The sequence below is a fragment of the Streptomyces hesseae genome (genome assembly GCF_031845785.1).
Lineage (GTDB): Bacteria > Actinomycetota > Actinomycetes > Streptomycetales > Streptomycetaceae > Streptomyces > Streptomyces hesseae.
The window spans coordinates 18,538-39,232 of the sequence record NZ_JAVRFI010000034.1; the positions used below are offsets into that span (position 1 = coordinate 18,538).

14 protein-coding genes and 1 pseudogene are annotated in these 20,695 nt (G+C 67.8%); 5 read left to right on the forward strand and 10 right to left on the reverse strand.

From position 1 onward, the window contains the following. Window positions 1-3,358: 3,358 nt before the first annotated feature. From RM609_RS31835 to RM609_RS31870, 8 genes are all read right to left on the reverse strand, one after another. On the reverse strand, window positions 3,359-4,207 hold the full coding sequence (locus RM609_RS31835) for a helix-turn-helix domain-containing protein (protein ID WP_311615698.1): 849 nt from the start codon (window positions 4,205-4,207) through the stop codon (window positions 3,359-3,361). A gap of 18 nt (window positions 4,208-4,225) precedes the next feature. Then, complete coding sequence (locus RM609_RS31840) at window positions 4,226-4,750, reverse strand: DUF6879 family protein (RefSeq protein ID WP_311615700.1); 525 nt, start codon at window positions 4,748-4,750, stop codon at window positions 4,226-4,228. Between the two features lie 1,865 nt (window positions 4,751-6,615). Next, window positions 6,616-7,506 carry a helix-turn-helix transcriptional regulator gene (locus tag RM609_RS31845; RefSeq protein ID WP_311615701.1) on the reverse strand — a complete coding sequence of 297 codons (891 nt, stop codon included), beginning with the start codon at window positions 7,504-7,506 and terminating at the stop codon, window positions 6,616-6,618. Between the two features lie 1,806 nt (window positions 7,507-9,312). Continuing rightward, entirely contained in the window at window positions 9,313-9,540 is a 228-nt protein-coding gene (locus RM609_RS31850; protein ID WP_311615703.1) for a hypothetical protein, read from the reverse strand. Beyond that, window positions 9,537-9,836, reverse strand: a complete 300-nt coding sequence (locus tag RM609_RS31855) for a hypothetical protein (RefSeq protein ID WP_311615705.1) — start codon at window positions 9,834-9,836, stop codon at window positions 9,537-9,539. Before RM609_RS31855 ends, RM609_RS31850 begins: the two co-directional genes overlap by 4 nt. Window positions 9,837-11,000: 1,164 nt before the next feature. Continuing rightward, window positions 11,001-11,474 (reverse strand): hypothetical protein, encoded by a 474-nt coding sequence (locus RM609_RS31860; RefSeq protein WP_311615707.1) that lies wholly within the window; start codon window positions 11,472-11,474, stop codon window positions 11,001-11,003. Between the two features lie 468 nt (window positions 11,475-11,942). Next, entirely contained in the window at window positions 11,943-12,617 is a 675-nt protein-coding gene (locus RM609_RS31865; RefSeq protein WP_311615709.1) for a nucleotidyl transferase AbiEii/AbiGii toxin family protein, read from the reverse strand. Continuing rightward, complete coding sequence (locus tag RM609_RS31870; RefSeq protein WP_438828588.1) at window positions 12,614-12,976, reverse strand: hypothetical protein; 363 nt, start codon at window positions 12,974-12,976, stop codon at window positions 12,614-12,616. Before RM609_RS31870 ends, RM609_RS31865 begins: the two co-directional genes overlap by 4 nt. Window positions 12,977-14,312: 1,336 nt before the next feature. Here RM609_RS31870 and RM609_RS31875 point away from each other — a divergent pair. From RM609_RS31875 to RM609_RS31895, 5 genes are all read left to right on the forward strand, one after another. Continuing rightward, the gene (locus RM609_RS31875) at window positions 14,313-14,579 is read left to right on the forward strand and encodes a hypothetical protein (RefSeq protein ID WP_311615711.1); all 267 of its coding nucleotides are present in this window, start codon (window positions 14,313-14,315) and stop codon (window positions 14,577-14,579) included. After that, complete coding sequence (locus RM609_RS31880) at window positions 14,560-15,075, forward strand: DUF6879 family protein (protein WP_311615713.1); 516 nt, start codon at window positions 14,560-14,562, stop codon at window positions 15,073-15,075. The genes RM609_RS31875 and RM609_RS31880 overlap by 20 nt, the downstream gene beginning before the upstream one ends. A 6-nt stretch (window positions 15,076-15,081) precedes the next feature. Beyond that, window positions 15,082-15,930: a helix-turn-helix domain-containing protein gene (locus RM609_RS31885; protein WP_311615716.1), complete on the forward strand. Its 849-nt coding sequence runs from the start codon at window positions 15,082-15,084 to the stop codon at window positions 15,928-15,930. Between the two features lie 91 nt (window positions 15,931-16,021). After that, window positions 16,022-16,231 carry a hypothetical protein gene (locus tag RM609_RS31890; RefSeq protein WP_311615718.1) on the forward strand — a complete coding sequence of 70 codons (210 nt, stop codon included), beginning with the start codon at window positions 16,022-16,024 and terminating at the stop codon, window positions 16,229-16,231. 804 nt (window positions 16,232-17,035) lie between these two features. Continuing rightward, window positions 17,036-17,716: a DUF6087 family protein gene (locus RM609_RS31895; protein WP_311615720.1), complete on the forward strand. Its 681-nt coding sequence runs from the start codon at window positions 17,036-17,038 to the stop codon at window positions 17,714-17,716. Window positions 17,717-18,137: 421 nt separating this feature from the next. On the opposite strand, the gene RM609_RS31900 is transcribed toward RM609_RS31895, so the two are convergent. Both RM609_RS31900 and RM609_RS31905 read right to left on the reverse strand, forming a co-directional pair. Further along, on the reverse strand, window positions 18,138-18,710 hold the full coding sequence (locus RM609_RS31900) for a transcriptional regulator (RefSeq protein ID WP_311615722.1): 573 nt from the start codon (window positions 18,708-18,710) through the stop codon (window positions 18,138-18,140). Next, window positions 18,710-20,291, reverse strand: a pseudogene (locus tag RM609_RS31905) (helix-turn-helix domain-containing protein). Before RM609_RS31905 ends, RM609_RS31900 begins: the two are co-directional and overlap by 1 nt. Between the last annotated feature and the right edge of the window lie 404 nt (window positions 20,292-20,695).

Consider the following 20,695-nt stretch of genomic DNA (forward strand, 5'->3'; position numbering starts at 1 on the left):
CGTGGGACCAACCCCGCAGGCGCGGGGAGCAGTCACCGTCGTCATCGCGGTGGCCGAGGTTGTAGGGGCCATCCCCGAGTACGCGGGAAGCAGAGCCAGCCCTGGTAGTCGGCAGACGCGTTGTCGGGTCCATCCCGCACACGCAGGGAGCAGGCTGGGCGACGGTCGTGCCCTCCGGAGCCAGGGGACCATCCCCGCACGCGCGGGCAGCAGGTCAGCATCAGATGGAACAGCCGGAACGGCACGGGACCATCCCCACGCGGGGAACAGAGCGCCTTGACCCGCTTGGACTCGTACTTCCGGGGACCATCCCCACGCACGCGGGAAGCAGGTCATCCCAGCCGGCGCCTCGGTTGCCATCCAGGGGCCACCCCCGCACGCGGGGATCAGGCTTTAAGGGCTTCCTGAACCTCCGGCACGGCGGAGCCATCCCCGCGTATGCGGGAAGCAGCAGGAGCTGACGCTTCTCAGTCTCCAGCGCGAGGGACCATCCCCGCGCGGGGAACAGAGCGCACCCCCAACCCCCTTGCGCTCGCGATCAGGTTCATCCCCGCACGCGCGGGAAGCAGGCGAGGGTCCCTTCGAAGATGAACGAGCCGCCGGGATCATCCCAGCGTGCGCGAGAGCAGCAGTCACGTCGGCTGGCGCGCTGATCGCCGCGTGGGGCCATCCCCGCACGCACGGGGAACAGCGGACATCTTCCAGACCGAACAGGCGTGGAAGGGGGTCATGCCCACGTGCCCGAGGAGCAGCCGGGCCGGGGTGACCAGGTTGGTTTTCGAGACCACGGGTTCATCCCCGCACGCGCGGGGAGCAACGAAGTGGACAGATCGAAGACAGCACTTCGCAGGGGCCATCCCCGCGAGCGCAGGGAACAGTCACCCGTGAGCAGGCACGCGCCAGCTCAGTCGGGACCATCCCCGTGCGTGCGGGGAACAGCGCCGACCAGGGAAGCTGGGCCCGCCACTCCCGGTCCCCCCCCCGCGTGCGCGGGAAGCAGCACATGATGTTGTCGATGTTGTCCACGCGCACGGGTTCATCCCCGCGTGCGCGGGGAGCAGACTCCGTGACCTGCACCTTTACAACCAGCCGAAGCCGTTTTTGAACACTCCTACCGACTCAGACATACAGAGCATTCCCACCCTCGGCCTGTCACGGAAAGCCGCCGATCAGCAGCACAGCCAGCCCAGCATCCCAGACACAACCACATGCCGACCGATGCCTGCGAAACAACAACCGACGCCTGCAACACCCACCCCACCCACCAGTTCGAGGCCATCCAACGTGTCCCCGCGTGCGCAGGGAGTAGCAGGACAGGATCGGGTCCATGCCAGTGTAGAGGGGACCATCCCCGCGCGTGCGGGAAGCAGGGCGCTGCGATCAGGTTCGGTGCCTCAGCCCAGGGTCCATTCCCGCGTACGCGGGGAGCAGAGAGCCTCGGCAATCTGCGTGGTGCCGTTGACGGGACCATCCCCGAACACGCGAGCAGCAGACGATGCCTCGGACTCGTCGACCGATACCCAGAGAGCCATCCCCCCCCCCGCGCGTGAGAAGCAGCCTGCCTTGCGTCCTACTGGTCTCGCTCGCCCCGGTCCATCCCCGCGAGCGCGGGGAACAGCGGTCCTCCGGCAGAATCCGCTTGGAGACGTCCGGGCCATCCCCGCATGCGCGGGGAGCAGATGAGCTGTCCGGTGCCGCACGTGCCGCAGGTGGGACCATCCCCGCATGCGCGCGGAGCAGCCGGCCGGCGGTCTCACGAAGCAGATCCGGACCGGGTTCATCCCCGCGCGTGCGAGGAGCAGCCCCGAACGAGTGGCGCCCTGGATAGCCCCGTGGGGTTCATCCCCGCGTGCGCGGGGAGCAGGACGTAGGTGGTCCACTGCTGTTGCTGTATGAGGGTTCATCCCCGCGTGCGCGGGGAGCAGACTCCGTGACCTGCATCTTTACAGCCGGACGAAGCCGTTTTTGAGTACTTTCACCGACTCGGACATACAGAATATTCCCACCCTCTGGCCTGTCATGAAGAACCGACAGACAGCAGCACAGCCAGCCCAGCATCCCAGACACAGCCGCTCGCCGACCGACTTCGGCCGCGCGTGCAGGGAGCAGAACAGCGCCTCATCAGTGAACGGCTCCAGACAGGGACCATCCCCCGCGCACGCCGGGGAGCAACAAATCGGCCCGCCCGTTCCGAGGATCCCAGTTGGGACCATCCCGCGTCCGCGGGGAGCAGGCTTCAGCTTCCCGCCTTCCACCCGGACATTGGATCCATCCCCACGCGTGCGGGGAACAGCCGTTCGCCCGCGTTGGGCAGGGCCTTGAGCTGGGTCCATCCCGCACGCACGGGAAACAGGTCTCACCGTATTCAGTGCGGGGTGACGGGTAGGGACCGTCCCCGCGCGCACGGGAAGCAGAGTGCGTGACCTGCTCCTCTCCATGAAGCTCAGCAGCCGCGGCTGGTGGAAATAGCCACAGCTGCCCGGCCTCGGCGATAGCAGCGGCGGCCAGGCTGTCGGCATCGGCGGAAACGTGCGGGTAAACGAGGTCGACCGGGTCGCACTCCCGGACGTCGTCGCAGCCGGAGCCGAACACGGCGCAGACCGGGATGCAGATTCCGCCCGTGTCGGGCGCAGGTTCTGGAGGTGGGTGCTCCGGCTTCCCTGGGTCCGGAACCGATGCCCTCACCGCCCAGGGCGGCACCCCAGCCAAGGGGCGGACCGGGGGAGAGAACCTGAGCACGTCAGCCCAGACGGGACACGTCCTGTCCCTGTCCAAGCCTTGTCCGGTCGGGGGCTTACCTGTCACTCCGCCGGGGAGACGCCAGTGACAGGAACCTGTGCACACTCAGGGAGCCGAGGGCGTCCCCAGCGCCTCCGCGATCCGCTCGACAGCGTCAGCCGGGAGCATCCCGAGATGCACGTAAGGACGGCCGGTGTGCGTCACCGTCGGGCGCATGCCGCTCCACACGGACTTGGGAAGACCGAGGGCGGACAAGGCCGCCCGCATCGCTTCGGTGGCGTCAGAGGCCCGTGTACGGCCGTCTCTCCACGTCCGCATCTCCATCACGCCGTCACCGCCCGGGACACTCGTTGGCGTGACGGTAGACGGTCACAGGCGGGCCCGAAGAGCGCTCGACCATGCCACGACGGACGGGCTCCGTCGGCTTCACCGCGCGCTTACAGACGGAACAGCGGTGCCCCGCCGGGGCATACGTCACGTACTCCCATGCGTCAGGGTCGCGCTCCGGGGCCTTCTCCTTCGCCGTTGCCATGTCGCCGCCTCCGCGTAGCTGGTGTGCGGACGACGCTAGAGACGGGACTGTGCGCGGCTCCACCTTGTTGCACCCCGTTGCACGGAATCACCCCAGGGCGGCGAGAGCCTCACGAATGAGGTCGCGAGCTGGCTCCCCTCGTACAGCCGACTGGGACAGCTCAGTGAAGGCGCGCAGGTACGTGCGGATCTCCCCAGGGGCGGTCAGGTTGATCTCGGCGGTGAGCGTCTCGACGGCCACCTGCTGGTCATCGAACGCGTAGAAGGCTTCAAGAGGCCACACTGTCCGAGACGCTCGTCTGGGGATGATGCCAAGCGAGACGTTCGGCCGCTTCATGACAGTCAGCAGATGCTCAAGCTGCTCGCCCATGGCCTCGTCATCGCACACCCGGTAGTAGAGAACTGTCTCTTCGAGGAGCAGGGCGAACCGGTGATCCCCCTCCCGGACGACCCGCGACCGGTCGAGTCTCGCCTTCACCGCGTCGGCCACGTCGTCCGGAGTCCCTTGGAAGGCCGTGATCGTCTTGAGAAGCCCCGTGGCGTATCCGGCGGTCTGGAGCATGCCCGGCATCACGTTCGAGGCGTAGACGCGAAAGGCGCGGGTCCGTTGGTAGAGCGGCACGGTCTTCTCGTGAACCCGTCGCATGCCGTCTTTGTGGATCTGTTTCCACTCGACATACATGGACTCGGCGTTCCGCGAAGCGGCGATGATGTCCGCCGCCTGGTCTTCGGCGCCGCAGGCTATGCACCACGCACGGATATCGGCGTCAGAGGGGGGCGTGATTCCGCGTGCGATGCGGGACGACTTGGCTCGGTGCCAGCCGCACCGGATGGCCAGCTCATGCCCTGAGAGCCCGGCGTCCTTCATCAGCCCTTGCAGGCGGGTGGCGACGGCCTTGCGTGCGGCTTGGGCGCTGGAGAGCGGTGAGGTAGGCATGAGCTGGCCGTCCAGGGATCAGACGACGTACTTCTCGTGGGGGATCGCGCGCTCCCACACGGCTTCAAACGCTGCCGCACACCCTGCGGCGACGACAGGATCTTCCGTCTGGTCCGTGTGCACCCACCGGCCGATGCCGTCGAAGATGTTGAACTGGACGAGCCGACCGTCGAACAGCCAGAAGTCGTTACCTGGCAAGAGCAGGCCGGACGCGGCGCGACGCGGCAGCCAACGAATCTGCTCCCCGGCCGTGACATTGGTGAACGTGCCCGAGTGCTCGAAGGCAATGTAATCGCTGACCGGCTCGGACACGATCCGGGCCCGCCGGATCAGCACTCCCTTCGCCGTCACCTCCTGCACGAGGCCGAGCCAGGGCCGCCACCAGGACGCCCGGTCGTCCGGGTCCAGCCGGTGACCCGCCTTCCACGCGGCGAAGCCCTCGATCTCGTTGTCGACGCCGTAACCGTCCCGCATCTCCAGATGCACGGCCGACTCCCGGACCGACCTTATGAGGCCGGAGAAGTCAGCCAGACTCTGCGACACGGAGCGCCTCCCGAAGAAGCGGGATCATCCGCTTCGGAACCCTGATCACCGACTCGTGGCCAGGGACCGGAACATCCCGCGAGCTCGCACTCACGGTCTCCCCGTCCGCCGTCCACCCCTGCACGACCAGATCCCTCGTCTCCTCGTCCACCCACACAGCGGGTGATCTGTGATCTCCGGACTCGGGATCTTTACCGACGAACCGTAAAGCCATGGCGTCCCTCCCCATCGAGCACGTCCCGCCCGGTCGCACGCCCCTCACTCTGCCCCAGAGCCATGGCCGGCGGGGAAGAATCCGCCATGCCGAACCCTGCGGTACTACGCTGGCCCCACCCCGAATAGCACAAACAAACACCTTCAACACCCGCCCCACCCACCAGTTCGAGGGCGAGACTCCGGCACAGAGACCATCCCCGCACGCCCGGGAAGCAGATCTGCCGGGGCCCCCGGGGTGAGGCGGATTCTAGGGGCGCGGGGAGCAGGGGCACCGCTGTTCGTCATGCCGGGGACGTGGGGCCATCCCCGCGTCCGCAAGGAGCAGTACGGCACTGAACTCAGCGCTGTTGAGGCAGCGAGCCCATCCCCGCGTACGCGGGGAACAGCGAGGCGGGCGCGGGGAACAGCCGCGCGGGTCGAGGAAGAGGATGCCGTGCCCGGGGTCACCCCGCACGCGCGGGGAGCAGCTTGCAGCGGTTCGAGGATGTTGCGTTCGATCGGGACCATCCCCGCATGCGCGGGGAGCAGTGAAGCTGCTGCCCTTCCCCGAGACAGGTCACGGGTCCATCCCCGCGTGCGCGGGGAGCAGGCATCGACGCGGTTTTCCCCGATTTCGTGCTGGGGTTCATCCCCGCGTAAGCGGGGAGCAGTCGAGGATCTCGCGCATGCCCGGGTAGGCGGCGGGACCATCCCCGCACACGCGGGAAGTAGGCACTGATCGGCAGCCGGTTCGCATCCGTGACGGGGTCATCCCCGCGAGCACGAGGAGCAGCCGTTCGCAACGATGACCGTGGTGGAGGACCCGGGTCCATCCCCGCATGCGCGGGAAGCGGGCTGCTCGGCACCGCCGGGTGCCGGGTCCGTCCCCGCACGCGCGGGGAACGGGAAGCGTCTGCCGGAACGGCGGGGCAGCTCGGGGCCGTCCCTGCTGAGCGGGAGCAGGTCCCCGATCGCTTTGGTGACGGCGGAGTCTCTGGCGGGTAGGCAGGCGGCACCCCTGGGTCCCGGGCCCTCGGCTACCGCAGTGGTGATGTCACCGGGGCTTGGGCGATTTCCTGCGTCTGCGACGATCACGGGGACTCGTACCACCAAGTACCCGGGTTGCTGCAGGTCTGACCGTTCCACTCGAAGGAATAACTGCTCTCAACGGAGATCCGCCAGGTCTGGTTGGCTCCTATGCACCAGATCCGGTTTTTGTGGAAGACGTAGCGGGCCAGTACCTGGACGGAACTGCCATCGTTGGTGCAGTGCGTATAGACCCGGTACCACCCGTCCAGATACGCCCCACACCGGCCGTTTGGTGCAACTCTCGTACCGGAAGACCCGAAAGCAACGCTCTGAAGGGGCGATGTGCGGGCAGCAGCGGCCGAAGGGTGACCCTGCTGATCGGGCTGCTGGGCCGAAGCGGGCGCGGCTCCCGCAAGTACGAGCGCTGTAGCCACCGGTGCCCCGGCCAGTCCGAGCTTCAGCCTGGCGCCCCACGACCGGTCCTTCGCGCCACACGGCTCTGCTTGCGACATGATCCGTTTCTCCTCTCCCCACAGGTGGAGGTGGTGCCTTCCGGCACCGGCCTGCGCGCTCAGCTGTCCTGAGCACGTCCTGTGACGAGCTTCGGGGAGATGACAGGCGGGAGCGTAGAAGATTCTTGCTCAGTTCCTGTGCACTGCCCCGGCCGGCTGCAGCAAGTCCCGCACGGAGCTGGGGACTGCTCCGGCATGCCGGCGGAACACTCTCGTCATATGCGCCTGGTCAGCAAAGCCGTACTTCGCCGCCAGGACACGTAAAGGCTGTCCTTCCGCGATCTCCTCAGCCACAGCACGCACTCTCAGTAGATTGCGGTAACCAGTAAGCGTCTGCCCGGTGACCCACCGGAAGATCCTGCTCACATGGAACGGCGAGCAACCCACCTGACGGCTCAACTCTTCCAGCCCCATAGTCAGTGGCCCTTCGATCAAAGCCGCACGGATTTGATGAACAATCCTGCGATGGGCCAGGACAGTGGACGCGCGCCGCCCGGACGCATCAGGAAACGGTCCGCCGGACAGCCTGGCCAACAGATCGCATACACGTTCCAACGCTTCAGACGGGTCAACCCCTGCACGACAGGCGGCCACCAGACTCCGGTGCGCAAGATCGAGCCCGGCAGCAACCGGCATGCCCTGCGGCGCTCGCGGGGCCGAAACACTGTCATGGACACCTTGACCGATCTCCAGCAGAGTACTGACGTCACAAGTGCGGACCGGATGCGAAACAGCCGCCTCGTCCCCCTGGCAGATCACAAAACCCATGGCCGGATCGATGAACTCCTCACGCCCACCGGCTCTCAAAAGAAACCCGCCCGACCGAACAAAAAGCACCAGCAGAACAGGGGTATCCGGAACGCCCCTCACGATGGTCGGCCGAAAGGACCTCCGATCCTCATGACAGACGAGTTCAGTCACACGAAAACCCACGCCCTCCACGAGACAGTCCCTGACCACCGGGTCATCGCCCAGCACATCCCGCCCCACAGAAAAACCTGTCTCCTGCCCCTCCACCATGCCCCCCTGCAAACGGACCCCTGCCTCAAGAACACCAGCGTCACACCCCGCCATACAGGAACGCCACCCCGGTAACGAAGCGGCGGACGCACGGCCCGAGACGGCCCACATCCCCCACCCCCGGCGACTCCCCCCTCCGCGCCTCCCGCACGGTCACCGCGCGAAACAGCACCAGGACAAGAAGGGCACCACCCCCACACGCATGGGGAACAGTCCACGACGCCCCCGATGAATGTGGCAGACATGGGATCATCCCGCACCGCACGGAAAGCAGCCTTAAAGGGAATAAAGGCCGCCTTGACAGTTTGGTCTATCCCCGCACACACCGGGAGCAGTTGGGCGCCCGGGTCGCGGGCGCGGTGTGCTCAGGCCCATCCCCGGGCGTACGGAGAGCAGGGCGGGACTCCTCGACGTCAGGACCGGCGGTAGGGACCGTCCCCAGACAGGCAGGGAGCAGCCGACAGCGCTGGCGTCCGGGCTCGTCGCAGCGAGACCACCCTCGCGAGCACGGGAAACAGCCACCGGCCTTGACCCGCTGCCCTTCCCGGATGGGTTCATCCCCGCGCGCGGGGAGCAGATCATCCAAGGACAGTCGCGGCCCGCCAGTTCGGGACCATCCCCACGCGTGCAGGGAACAGCAGCGCGGCGACCTTCTGCCACAGCCCTGGCCCGGGTCCATCCCCGCGCGCGCGGGGAACAGGGCCAAGGTCGGGCCGAGAGTGAGGTTGTGCGAGGGAAGCAGGGTGGGGGGGTGGACACGCAGGCCGTGGCGGTCCAGGGACCATCCCCACGTGCGGGGAACAGCTGGTCTCCCTGTCTACGAGCCGCGAGGGGCCGGGGCCATCCCCGCACGCGCGGGGAGCAGGGGGACAGCCTGGACCGCGCGCTGGAGGGGGCGGGGCCCTTCCCGCGTACGCGGGAAGCAGGCAAAGAACCGCAAGATGATGCCGACCGCGGTGGGACCATCCCCACACGCGCGGGGAGCAGAACAGGAGCAGCGGTTTGGTGGAGATGGGGTAGGGGCCATCCCCGCGCGTGCGGGGAGCAGTTCTCGGAGGTGCTGCCCACCCTGGAGCGGCTGGGGCCATCCCCGCACGTGCGGAGAGCAGTCTCAAACCCAGTCAGCGCGGTACCGCGGCGTGGCTCCATCCCCGCGTGCGCGGGGAACAGCCCAGCTCGCCCAAGCCCTGGCCGTTGTCGTCGGGACCATCCCCGCGAGCGCGAGGAGCAGCTCACTCACCCGCTGGAAATCCGACGGGCTCGCAGGGTCATCCCCCGCGCGTGCGGGGAGCAGGGGTGGACGACGACCCGGGCGGTCGACGTGTCGGGGCCATCCCCGCGCATGCGGGGAGCAGCGCTTGCGCTCCTGGTTCTTCTGCTTGTTGATGGGACCATCCCCACGTGCGCGGGGAACAGGTGTGACCGGCTTGAGCCTGACTTCTTGGGCGGGGCTCATCCCTGCGTGCGCCGGGAGCAGCGACCGTGGCGGTATACCCCGGAACAGGCGCGGGGTCCATCCCCGCGTAGGCGGGGAGCAGCGCGTCGACACGGTCGAGGACAGCAGCCGGTGCGCGTGCCGCTTCCGCCTGAAGCTGGGAGCCGGTAAGTCCGTGCGGGCCTAACGAGTACGGGGCGGGACACGGCGTCCGACGTGTACTGGGGGTCACGGGCTTACGTGTGGAACAACGACCGGGACACGTCGGCGCTGCGGGATGCGGGTGGCCGGGTCGTCGCGATCAGGTCCTGGCGCTGGGCAGAAGCGTTCAAGCTCCCGCCCTGATCCCGGGCGGGGGGTGTTGTGTCTTCTCAGCCGACGTAGTTGATCTGGACGAGGGTGATGGTGTCGTTGCCGATGAGAATGACGCCGGCGGTGTGGCCGTGGGCGATAGTGCGGAAGATGCCGTAGGGGGTGGAGGCGCCGATGGGGTCGGCGAGGGCGTCGAGAAGGCAGACGGCGAGGTCGCGTCGTGCTCCGTCAGGGAGGCTTTTGTAGGTGGCGTGGAGGCTCGGGTCGATGTGGAGCCCGTAGGTCACGCGGCACCCCGGCTGCCGTGGCCGGCGGCGGCGCGGAGCTCGTCCTCGCTCACGTCGACGAGACCGGCCGTATAGGTCTCGGGGAGACGGCCGTTCTCGCGCACCGCTGCCCGGAGATACTCGAGACGGTCCCGGCCAGCTTCGAACTCCTCAATGAACCGCACCCACCGGTCGAGGATCGCAGGCAGCTCCCCGACCTCCGTGAAGGACGCTTCTCGCATGAACGTGGCGCGCAGCTCGGGGTGGGGCAGGGCGTGGGCGATGCTGTCGATGGTCCACGGCTGACTGGTGCTCACGGGCCCTCCAGGCGTCGGCTACTCACGCGGTTCACGATATCGCAGCCGATATCACGGGGCGCGTCCCTTCACGGAGCCGCCGCCTTACGGGCCCGTGGACGATCTCACTGCCCGGGCAGCGGGCCGGTGCGGCGGCCTGGTCCGGGTGAAGTCCCGGTGGGGATCCGGACACCGGGTGACGGAGACCGCCCCGGGAGCTGAACCTGGATCACGGCCCGGCCGGGCAGCCCCGACGGCGTGGCGATCTCCAACCTGGAAGACGACCCGCTGATACCGGGCTGGACCAGGTACCGGACAACGATGGTGCCAGGCAAAGGGCCGGAGCCACCCGGGAACGACAGCCCCAGAACAAGACACCATGAACACTGCGGCCCGGGACCACCCGGGCCCAGCCCCACACGCACGGGGAGCAGGCCGGCCTGCTCCCGGGGGTGATCTGGTGCCCAGGAACCATCCCCACACACGCGAGGAGCAGGAGATGTCACCTTTGTACCGGTAGGCGGAGCCAGGTCCATCCCCGCGTGCGTGGGGAGCAGTCCTTCACCTGTGAGGTGTCGGTCCCGATGCCGGGGCCATCCCCGCACGCGCGGGGAGCAGACCGTGACGGCCACGGCCGAGTAGGCGTCCTTGGGACTATCCCCCGCGCGTGCACAGCCGCCGGCCGCCATCTCACGTCCGGCCCGGGAGACCACCCCCGCACACGCTACTCGGACGCCTCACGGGCGAACGCACTGGGACCATCCCCGCGCGTACGGGGAACAGCCGCGCTTGAGACGGCCGAGAGGCAGGCGCCGGAACCATCCCCGCATACGCGGGGAACAGAGCGGCGGGAGACGTTCCAGGGTAACGGGCTCGGGGCCAACCCCCCGTGCGCGGGGAGCAGGCATGCAGGCGTTCGCGCCGCTCGCCGGCGTCGGGTTCATCCCCGCGTGCGCGGGGAGCAGAGGCGTCAGGTTCTGGAGGAATTCTCCTCAGATGGTTCATCCCCGCGTGCGCGGGGAGCAGACTCCGTGACCTGCACCTTTACAGCCAGACGAAGCCGCTTTTGAACACTTCCACCGACTCGGGCATACAGAACATTCCCGCAACCATCAGCCCTGGGAAGACTTCCGTGGCATCTGCCGCACTGTGCCTGCGGGGACACGGTTGCCCGGCCGAAGTGGTTCACATGTAGTCGAAGTAGCGGTGCCACCACATGGTCTGCCAGTCCTCCAGGTTCCCCCCGTCGTACCGCTCTCTCAGCACGTGCCCGGGGACATAGATGCAGCCGAGTTCAGCCGAGATGGCTGCGATCTGGTCCAGGTCCTCCTCACGCAGCCGCTCGACAGCCTGGACGCCACCCCGTGCGAGGCCGCCGGCACCCGCCGTGATCAAGGAGCCGAAATTGCTGAGGCGGACAATCATCTGTTCCCCGCTCTGCACGGCCGTGGAGGGCAGAACGATAGCGCCGTGGAAGGAGGCATCCTGCACTTCACGATCGACTTCGCAGAAGCACTGGAACCGCTCTTCGAGCAGCCGGACGAGCCGCTCGAACAGGCAGGAAGCCGCTTGTCTCGCGTCGCCACCCGGGGAATCGATGGCCTGCGGGTCGTCCAGCTCGCGCAACATGCCCCGCAGGCGGCCGTCGTCGTAGATCACGGACCAATTCTCACGCACCCACCACAAGCACCGTCATCACCCCGAGCAGAAACCTCAGTAGCCAGACACTTCCTCACTCTCCCCCAACGGGAACCATCCCCACACGCGCAAGGAACAGATCACCAGAGCCGAGAACGTCAAGCATGCCCTGGGACCATCCCCGCACGCGCAGGCAGCAGTTCAGCAGCGGCCACGCGGGCTTCTTCCTCTCGGGTTCATCCCCGCGAGCCCGAGGAACAGCCAACTGCCTTGAGAGCCACCATCTGCGCGATGGGGCCACCCCCGAGCGCGGGGAGCAGTCGGCGGGCGTTCGGCCTTGTGATCTTGCACCGGGTCCATCCCCACGTGCGCGGGGAGCAGTCGGTGAACGCCTCCGTGGCATCGAAGGCCGGGGGGATCCCCGCATACGCGGGGAGCAGTGCGCCCCATGCCAAGGAACTCCTCTGCATAGGGCGGCGGGACAGCCTGTCAGGCCTGTTCGTCGGGTTCTTCATCAACGTGCAGACGGGCGTCCAGCTCAGTGGCCCATGCGAGCGCCCAGGTGCGCAGTTCAGCGGTCTGGGCCTCGGTGAAGCCGTAAGCGGCGAATTCCTCGTCGTCCAGCCAGTCGGCGCCGGCCAGGCGGTCACGCAGATCCTGGAGGCTGAATTCGAAGCGGGCGTGGCGGCGGCCGAGGGTTTCCAAGTCGGCGACGGTGCGGTGACGGGAGGCGGCGTGGACGTCGATGAGGTCACGGGCGGCACCGCGATCGGCCAGGGCACGGACTTTGGTACCGATGACATCGTCGAGTGCCAGGACCGGGCCGTACTCCGTCGTGCGGGGCGGAGCCCAGAACGCTTCCTTGAGAATGTCGACCTCGCACTGGGCACCGGTGGAGGGGTCGGTGGCGATGAGGCGTCCGGACAGGGGATCCGACCGCACCTGGGCTACGACCCAGCCACGCTGGATGAGGCCGTCACTGAGAGTACGGACGATCTCGCCCATAGGAGCGGGATTCTCGGTGGCCACGTCGAGGTCCTGGCTGATGCGGTCGACCAGCCCGTGGGCCTGGACGGCGTAGCCGCCGGTGATGACCAGGGGGTAGGACATGCCGATGGCAAGGACGTCGGCCAGCAGACGGCGGTGCAGATCGTCCAGGTTCATGCAGCAGCCGCAGCACGGTCGGTGAGTTCGGGGAAACGGGCTTCCCACACCTCACGAAGCGGGCGGCTGATCAGGGTCCGCAGCACCGGCCACTGGTCAAGCAACAGGTCACGGTTGAGGTAAGTGACCACGTCCTGGCGCAGTCCTTCGGCGAGGACCGTACGGTACAGGCTCATCCGCAGCCGGGGCCGGTCCAGGTCGAAAGACCGCACCCCCGACCACACCACATGCAACGGCAGATCAACCCTGCCCCGCACAGGACCAGCCAGATCATCCAGACTCGCGGGCAGCTGACCGGCATACCGGGCACGCAGCACCTCAAGCGCGGACACCGCATCGAACGGGGGCATGGAAGCCATACCCCGATTATGACGCACCACACCACCCCAGACGACCCACCCAGCCACCCGCACAGGGGCATGACCGTGCCAGCCTTCCACCCCCCGAAACGAAGCCAGCCAGGCAGAGACCATCCCGCACACGCAGGAAACAGGCTATGCCGGCGAACACCGGCCCCAGCACGACCGGGCCAACCCCACACGCGCGGGAAACAGCCTGCATCAGCGCTCATCTGACTCCGACCGGGAGGGCCTCCCCCACACGCGGGGGAGCCGGCCGCAGGGCGGCTGACGCGGAGTCGGTGCCGGGTCCATCCCCCGCATGCGAGGAGCAGGGGTCGTGACCCTGGGGCTCGGTCTGGGCCTGGGGGTCATCCCCGCGTGCGCGGGGAGCAGCCCAGTGGCTGCTCGGTCGTGCGCTGGAAATCGGGGTCATCCCCGCGTGCGCGGGGAGCAGTGTGGATAGATAGTTTTCGCAGGTCAGGGCCTGGGGTCATCCCCGTGTGCGCGGGGAGCAGGCTCCGTGACCTGCACCTTCACAGCCAGCCGAAGCCGTTTCTGAGCACTTCCACCGACTCAGACATACGGAACATTCCCGCCCTCGCTTGCCATGAAGAACCGACAGACAGCAGCACAGCCAGCCCAGCATCCCAGACACCGCCACATGCCGGCCGATCCCTGGGAGACAACAATCGACACCCACCCCACTCACCAGTTCGAGACCATCCCCGTGGGCACGGGAAGCAGCAACTCCATCTGACGGCACTGAAGAAGAAGCTGGGTTCATCCCCGCGCGTGCGGGGAGCAGGCAAGCCGGAAGGTCGGCACGACGCGCTCGAAGGGTTCAGCCCCACACGCGGGGAGCGGCTCTGCGGGCGAGATCTCGTAGAAGTCGTAGGAGGGACCGCCCCCGCGCGTGCGGGGAGCAGTGCTGGAGGGCGTCAGCCAGGTTGGTGTGGCTGGGACCATCCCCACGCGCGCAGGGAAAGCCTGACCTGCACTTCTACCGGCTACCTCAGCGGCTCTCAAGCACTTCCACCGAACCAGACATAACAGGAACACAGAAGATTTCAGAGCAAAGCAAGGCGCACGGGGAATAGTCGATGAGTACTACAAGGCATGCCCCTGGGAGGGCCATCCCCGCGCGCCGCAAGGAGCACTCTGGCCGGCAGGCCCGTCGGCGTACGCGTCCGAGGGCTTCTCTCGCACCAAGTCGATCATTCGCCGCGTACCCAGCCCCAAGCAAGAGGCGCCGCTCCGCAAGTCTCTGGCCAACAAACACCCTTGACGGGCTCGGCTGGCGGGGTGATGGTCATGCAATCGGTCGCAATCCCGTCGACACAGGGAGCGGGTAGGAATGAAGCTGCGGTTCCTTGGGATCATCCCGAACACCGGTAAGGACGACTCGCCCACGATCTGGGTAGACCAGGACAGCGGAGACCTGCTGATCCAGTCCTATCGGGCCACCGAGGAGGAGCTGAAGGCGTGCAAGGAGATCGGCTCGATCCCCGGTCACGGTACGGACGTTCCGGATCACGAGACGGTCATCCGGCTGCCGAAGGTCATGCTTCAGTACATCCCCCGACCGGACGGAGACGCCGCCGATGAAGCCCCCGGCACGTGAGTCCTTGCCCCAGGCCCAGCGGTCTGCGATCCACCTGGAAGTCCGCGACCACTACCACAGTGAGGACCCGGACTTCCTCGCATGGCGAGAAGGCCGCCGCGAGTTCACGCCGGACAACCGGGCGGACTGGTGGGAGGGCTGGCACGATGCCGTACACGCTGCCGTGTCCCGAGGCGTGACCGTCCGCCGTGCCCGCGTCGTCTCCGAGCCGCTGAGTGAGTACGTGCGCTGGGAGTACGCCTACGCCGTGACCAACGTCGCCGCCGGCGAACAGGTCCGCTGGCTCCCCCGGCGCCATGCCAAGGATCTGGCCGTCCCTGCCGTCGACTTCTGGGTCTTCGACGGCGAGCTGGTGCTGCTCCACCACTTCAGCGGGGATGGCGTACTCATGGAGCGTGAGTATGTCACTGACGGCGCGCTCGCAGCGTGGTGCACGGAAGCTTTTGAGGCGGTCTGGAAGCGGGCCACGCCCCACGAGGAGTACAAGCCGGTCTAGCGCGCCATGTCGGTATCAGGATCATCAAGCGTCCAGCAAGCCCGGCAAGTCCTTGCCGACCGCCTTCGCGAGTTGGTCAAGGACGCCGGGATGGACGGCAAAGACCTTGCCGCGCTGTGCGGCTGGCACCCGTCCAAGGTCTCCCGGATCTCGACCGCGAAGACACAGCCCAGCGCCGATGACATTCGCGCTTGGTGTCAGGCGTGCGACGCTGAGGATCAGGCAGACGACCTGATCGCCTCCCTGCGGGCCGTTGAGGGCACATGGCTGTCGTGGCGCCGGCTGGAGCGTGCGGGGCTGCGACGGTCCCAGGTGGAACGCCTCCCGCTGTACCAACGCACGCGCCGGTTCCGTTCGTACTGCTCTTGGGCGCTTCCCGGACTCCTCCAGACCTACCAGTACACCGAGGACGTGCTTCGGACGATCCAGAAGCAACGAGTGCCGGTTGATGACGTGGCCGATGCCGTGGCAACGCGTATGGAGCGGCAGCGGGTGATGCGCGAGGGACAACGCCTTTTCGCGTTCTTGATCGAAGAGCCCGCACTCAGGAACACGCTCAGCTCCGGGGAGACGCAAGGGGCGCAGCTAGAACATCTGCTCAGCGTGAGCCGTCTGCCGAACGTCAGCCTCGGCGTGGTCCCCGTGGCCCAGCAGCGCCGACAACTACCGGTCGAGAACTTCTGGATCTACGACAATGCCCAAGTCAATGTCGAGCTGGTGTCCGGCTACCTCACGATCACACAACCCAGCGAGATTGCGACGTACGCCGAGACCTTCGCGACGCTGGCCGACATGGCGGTCTATGGGCAGAAGGCCCGCAAGATGATCGCAGCGGCTATCGCGGACCTCGGATGATCGCTTTGCAATCATGTGCAATCGGCTGGGGGTTGAGACTCCGCTATTCCTAGCGTGGTGATTCCTTCGGACCACATAAGGGGATGACGAGATGGGCAGTCGCACACAGACGGCGGACGCCGACGCACGTCAGTGGGAGTACGTCACTTACGCGCCGGGCGGGGAGACGTGTCCCGCCTGCCGGAAGAAGATCAAGCCGCTCGAACCCTGCCGCCGCTCCACAGCCGAGCACGCCTCAGCCGCCCCCGCCGTCACATACCGACACGTGCACTGCAGCAACCCCCAGATGACCAAGCAGTGACATCCCCCGCCCGGCTCCACAGGCACCCCGCACACCCGATAGCGACGCATCGCCAGCCGTCATTGAGGGCAGGGCCATCCCCGCACACGCAGGGAACAGCCGGCCTTGACATGCTCGATCCCCGCGATCGGACCATCCCCCCGTGCACGCGGAGCAGTCCGCGCTGCCGCCCAGGAGCTGAGCCACCGCGGGACCATCCCCGCGCATGCGGGGAACAGGCCCAGCGGAAACCCGCGGAGTCCTCACCTTCGGGGCCATCCCCGCCCCCATGCGCGGGGAGCAGCTCTGGCCAGCCACCGGCACCGACGCGTCACCGGGTCCATCCCCGCGTGCGGGGAGCAGTTGAGGTCGATCTCAATCCACTCGCCGAACGGGGGTTCATCCCTGCCTGCGCGGGGAGCAGAAGTGCCGGGCCGCGTTGAAGACGGGGGTGCCGGGACCATCCCCCCGTGCGCAGGGAACAGTGCACCGTCGCCGTCAGGTGGCCCGTCCGGCGGGGTCCATCCCCGAAGCACGGGGAGCAGGACGACTGGAACCGCGAGCCCGAGCCCGGAGAGGGGTCATCCCCGCGCGTGCGGGGAGCAGGCTCCGATCCCAGCGTTCTTCTGGTGACCGTCGGGGCCACCCCCGCGTGCGCGGGGAGCAGACTCCGTGACCTGCGCTTTTACAGCCAGGCGAAGCTGTTTCTGCACACTTTCACCGACTCGGACATACAGGACATTCCTGCCCCCGCTTGCTACGAAGATCCGACGGACAGCACAGCCAGCCCAGACACAGCCACATGCCGGCCGACCCTTGGGCGACGTGCCGCAGTGGGTGGCGTACTTCGGCGCAGCCGAGCACGCTGGCGCCCGCGCTGTGGCAGCCCGCGACCTCGCCGCGGCCGGACACCGCCCCAGGGCCGCGAGCCGCTACGTCACCGACGCCTTTACCCTGCGCAAGCCCGGCTTCGAGCGGGTGAAAGTCACGGACCGGATCGGGCTGGCCGCCGCCCTGTTCGACGAAGGCGACGCCGAGCAGGGCGCCGCCGCAGCCCAGCAAGCCCTGACCGATGCCGCCCGCGTCGGCTCCGCCCTCGTTGCCTCCCGCCTGAACACCCTGCTGGCGGCCGCCCGTACCGCACCGCCACGGTGGAGGAAGTCCGTACCCGGGCGGCGGATCTCGCGGCAGTCCACCCGACAACAGTCGCGGCCTGAGAGCATCGCTTTCATGGGCAAGCACTCCCGGTCCGGGCCGCCGAACCAGCCGCCCCGCGCCGTCCCCCGCGCTGATCCGGGCGACCCGCTCACGGCGTACAACAAACGCCGCCGCCCACCGCTGGGCATCTACCGGCGCCACCGGCCGCTGCACGGCGGCGCCGGCCACCTCCGCCCCGACCAGCCCAGGGCCTTGGAGCAGTGGGACGGCTTCACCTACGTCCCCGCCGGGACCGCCCCGGACCTCGCCGCGGCCCGGCAGTGGGCGAACGAACAGACCATCGCGTGATCCGCAGGGCGTAGCGCGGGGCAGCCACGTCCTTGCCCGCGGCTTCTCCTCCTTCGGCCGGATGCGGCAGGCACCCGCGCACGCGGATCGGTGGCTGGCTACCTACAGCACTCCCGCCGGACCGCATCGCGCAGCTGACCGTCGTGAACCTGAGGGGAGGCTGTTCTACACCGGCACGATCGCTCCCTCGCCCCAATGGACCGCTGAGGTGGAGCGATACGGCTGGAGCGTGATGTACGTCGGGAAGATCGGACTCGCCGGAATCCCCGCCGGCGATCAAAAAGCCAAGAACCACCTCATGCGGAACGCCCCTGCAGGACAGTTCATCGACGCCCGCATCACCGTCCACCACCTCAATTCGCCGACGGCTACCCAAGGTGAAGGCGGGGACGCCCGTGGCATCCCCGCCTGGCATCAGCTACTACGCGGCGAAGCCAATATTGGTGACGTACTCGTACTGCCCCCACTGGGAACCCAGGTCGACGATCGTGTCATCCCAGGCAGCGTCGAGGCCCTGATGATCGCCGGCCGCCCAGGAACCGACGATGCGGTCCCAGCGGCGCACGTTCATCGTCCGGTACTCCACCACCCGCTGCAACGGCCGGGCGACCTGCGACTGATCCAGCGGGTGGATCTCCACCCGGGTCCCGCGCCCCTCCCGGTTCAGCCGCTTGAGAAGGTGACGGGCCACGTTCTGACGGCGCACCGCCCGGTAGGCGGTGTCGATCCTGGCCAGGTTCGTCTTCGACGGCGACTGCTTGCCCTCCAGCCACGCCTTCAGTGTCCGGTCGGTGACCGTCAGCCCGGCCTCCTTCGCGGCCTGGCGGCTCTTACCCGACTTCGTCAGGTAGTGCAGACGCGCTATCCAGCCGCGCTTGACGGACACCGGGGTGGCGATGCCTCCCGCGAGCTCGTCGAGCTTGCGCGCGACCGCGTCGCTGCCCTTGATGCCCCGGGCCCCGAACTTCCCGAAGTCGATGTTCTTCTCCGGCACTACCCCTCCTCCCCTTCCGTTCCGACGTGCTCGACGGTGTCGGTCCCAGCGGTGTAGATGTCCTTGACCTTCACCTCAGTAACGCCCCTGCCTTCAAGGAAGACACCACGCCAGTCCCCGATGACGTGGAGTTCGTCGGTGCCCATCGCCCGGACGACGGTCAGGCCCTCGTCATGGGCCTTGAGCGCCTTCAGCCAAAGGTTCGCGAATGCCTGCGAGCGGATGATGTGCATCCAGTCCGGACGGTACAGCTCCCGGTTGTAATTCGACTCACCCATTGTGGAGACGAACTTCGAGTACATCGCCTTCACGTACTCCAAGGTGACCTCGTCACCGGCAGCGATCGCCGCGTCGCGGGCGTCCTTCAGGGCGATGCGGAACTTCTCCAGCAGGTTCTCCGTCGCCCCGGAGGTGTAGGACTCGTGGATCTCGGGGGGCGTGCACAGGCCGTACTTCGGACCGGACAGGCGCAGCAGGAGGCGCAGGGTCGGCTCGGTGACCCACAGCGGCCCCGGCTCGTCGCGCTGACCGATCGGGTTCGGCAGCACATCCTCGTGCTCCCATACGGGTGGGGTGATGAGGTGGACGCCAGCGCGGCGGCGGTCGTGAGGGAGGCCTGCGGAGTGCTCGAGCCGGCCGAGGGGGAGGTGGGTTTTGAGGGCGGAGAGGTAGGCGCCGTTGATGTCGAGCGCCGTCACCTCATGCTTCCCGGGAGGCAGCTCGGCCCGGGTCCACTTCGGGCGGGCCTCCCAGATCTGATCCGCGCCGCGAGAGGTCTGCTTCTTGAGGATGTCGGGAATCCAAGGGTGGGCAATCACGTCGTAGCGGGCACCCTTACGAGTCTCGTCCAGCAAGCGCATCGCGTCCGGGATCGCCCGCTTCAGCAGAGCGGCCGTCGCTGCCTCGACGTCACCGTGGTGCTCGGCGAGCGCGGCCTGGACCGCCTGACCGATCAGATCGACCGGACCGGACGGCTCCTGGAACGCACGCCGGGCTGGCCCCTGGGAACGCTCGGAAGGACGCGTCGTACGCGGTGTGGGCGTTGTCGGCTTCCCAGCCGGAGCGGTCTCGGGCGAGGCAGGCGTCGCAGCGGGCTGGGCGGGCGGCACGGCACCGGCGGGCTGGCAGTCGGCAGGGTCCAGGTGCTGGGCGAACCCCGCCACCCGGGTCCCGGCCGGATGCCCGCACAGCACACACGGCTCAGGCACCGCGAGAGCCTCCACCTCATCACCCTCACCGGCTGCTTCGGGCGCTGGTGAAGCCGAAGGCGTCTCGGCTGCGGCAGGGGTCTGTGCCGCGGTCGGCTCGGCGGCAGACGGCGTGACCTGGGCGGTGTCGGCGGCGAACTTGGCGGCCAGTCCGTCCAGGAGGTAGGCGTACTTGGTCTGGGTCTCGCCGGCCGGGTCCCCGGCCGCTCTCCCACCCGGTCACCGTGGACGGGCTCACGCCGAGGGCCCGGGCGACCTGGGCCTTGGACAGCCGGGCCCGCTCCCGCAGCTCCTGGCGGACCTGGGCCGAGGGAAGATCGGCTTCCGGACCGACAGCGGCGAGGAGGGAATCGATCGCGTCGAAGTCACTCACCGGGCCACCCTCTTCTCGGTATTGGCACTGCGGCGCCGGGCGGCGGGCAGCGTCTCACACGCCCGAGTCGGACCCGCCAGCAGGTCCAGCGCAGCGATCTCGTAGTACGGACCATCCCCGCGCGTGCGGGGAGCAGACTCCGCGACCTGCACCTTTACAGCCAGCCAAAGCAGTTTTTGAGCACTTTCACCGATTCGGACATACGAAACATTCCCACCCCGATTGTCATGGAAAACGACAGGCAGCAGCACAGCCAGCCCAACATCGCAGACACAGCCACTTACTGGCTGATCTCTGGGAGGCAACAGCCGACACCTGCGGCATCCACCCCACCCACCAGTTCGAGGCCATCCCCACACACCCGGGAAACAGCCGTCGGGTCGATATGGAGGGCCCGTAGCGCG

Excerpts from the sequence above, each read along its gene's own strand:
- RM609_RS31835 (WP_311615698.1), bottom strand. The coding sequence starts at position 4,207 with ATGCCTACCTCACCGCTCTCCAGCGCCCAAGCCGCACGCAAGGCCGTC.
- RM609_RS31845 (WP_311615701.1), bottom strand. The coding sequence starts at position 7,506 with ATGGTGGAGGGGCAGGAGACAGGTTTTTCTGTGGGGCGGGATGTGCTG.
- RM609_RS31865 (WP_311615709.1), bottom strand. The coding sequence starts at position 12,617 with ATGAACCTGGACGATCTGCACCGCCGTCTGCTGGCCGACGTCCTTGCC.
- RM609_RS31870 (WP_438828588.1), bottom strand. The coding sequence starts at position 12,976 with ATGGCTTCCATGCCCCCGTTCGATGCGGTGTCCGCGCTTGAGGTGCTG.
- RM609_RS31875 (WP_311615711.1), top strand. The coding sequence starts at position 14,313 with ATGAAGCTGCGGTTCCTTGGGATCATCCCGAACACCGGTAAGGACGAC.
- RM609_RS31880 (WP_311615713.1), top strand. The coding sequence starts at position 14,560 with ATGAAGCCCCCGGCACGTGAGTCCTTGCCCCAGGCCCAGCGGTCTGCG.
- RM609_RS31885 (WP_311615716.1), top strand. The coding sequence starts at position 15,082 with ATGTCGGTATCAGGATCATCAAGCGTCCAGCAAGCCCGGCAAGTCCTT.
- RM609_RS31890 (WP_311615718.1), top strand. The coding sequence starts at position 16,022 with ATGGGCAGTCGCACACAGACGGCGGACGCCGACGCACGTCAGTGGGAG.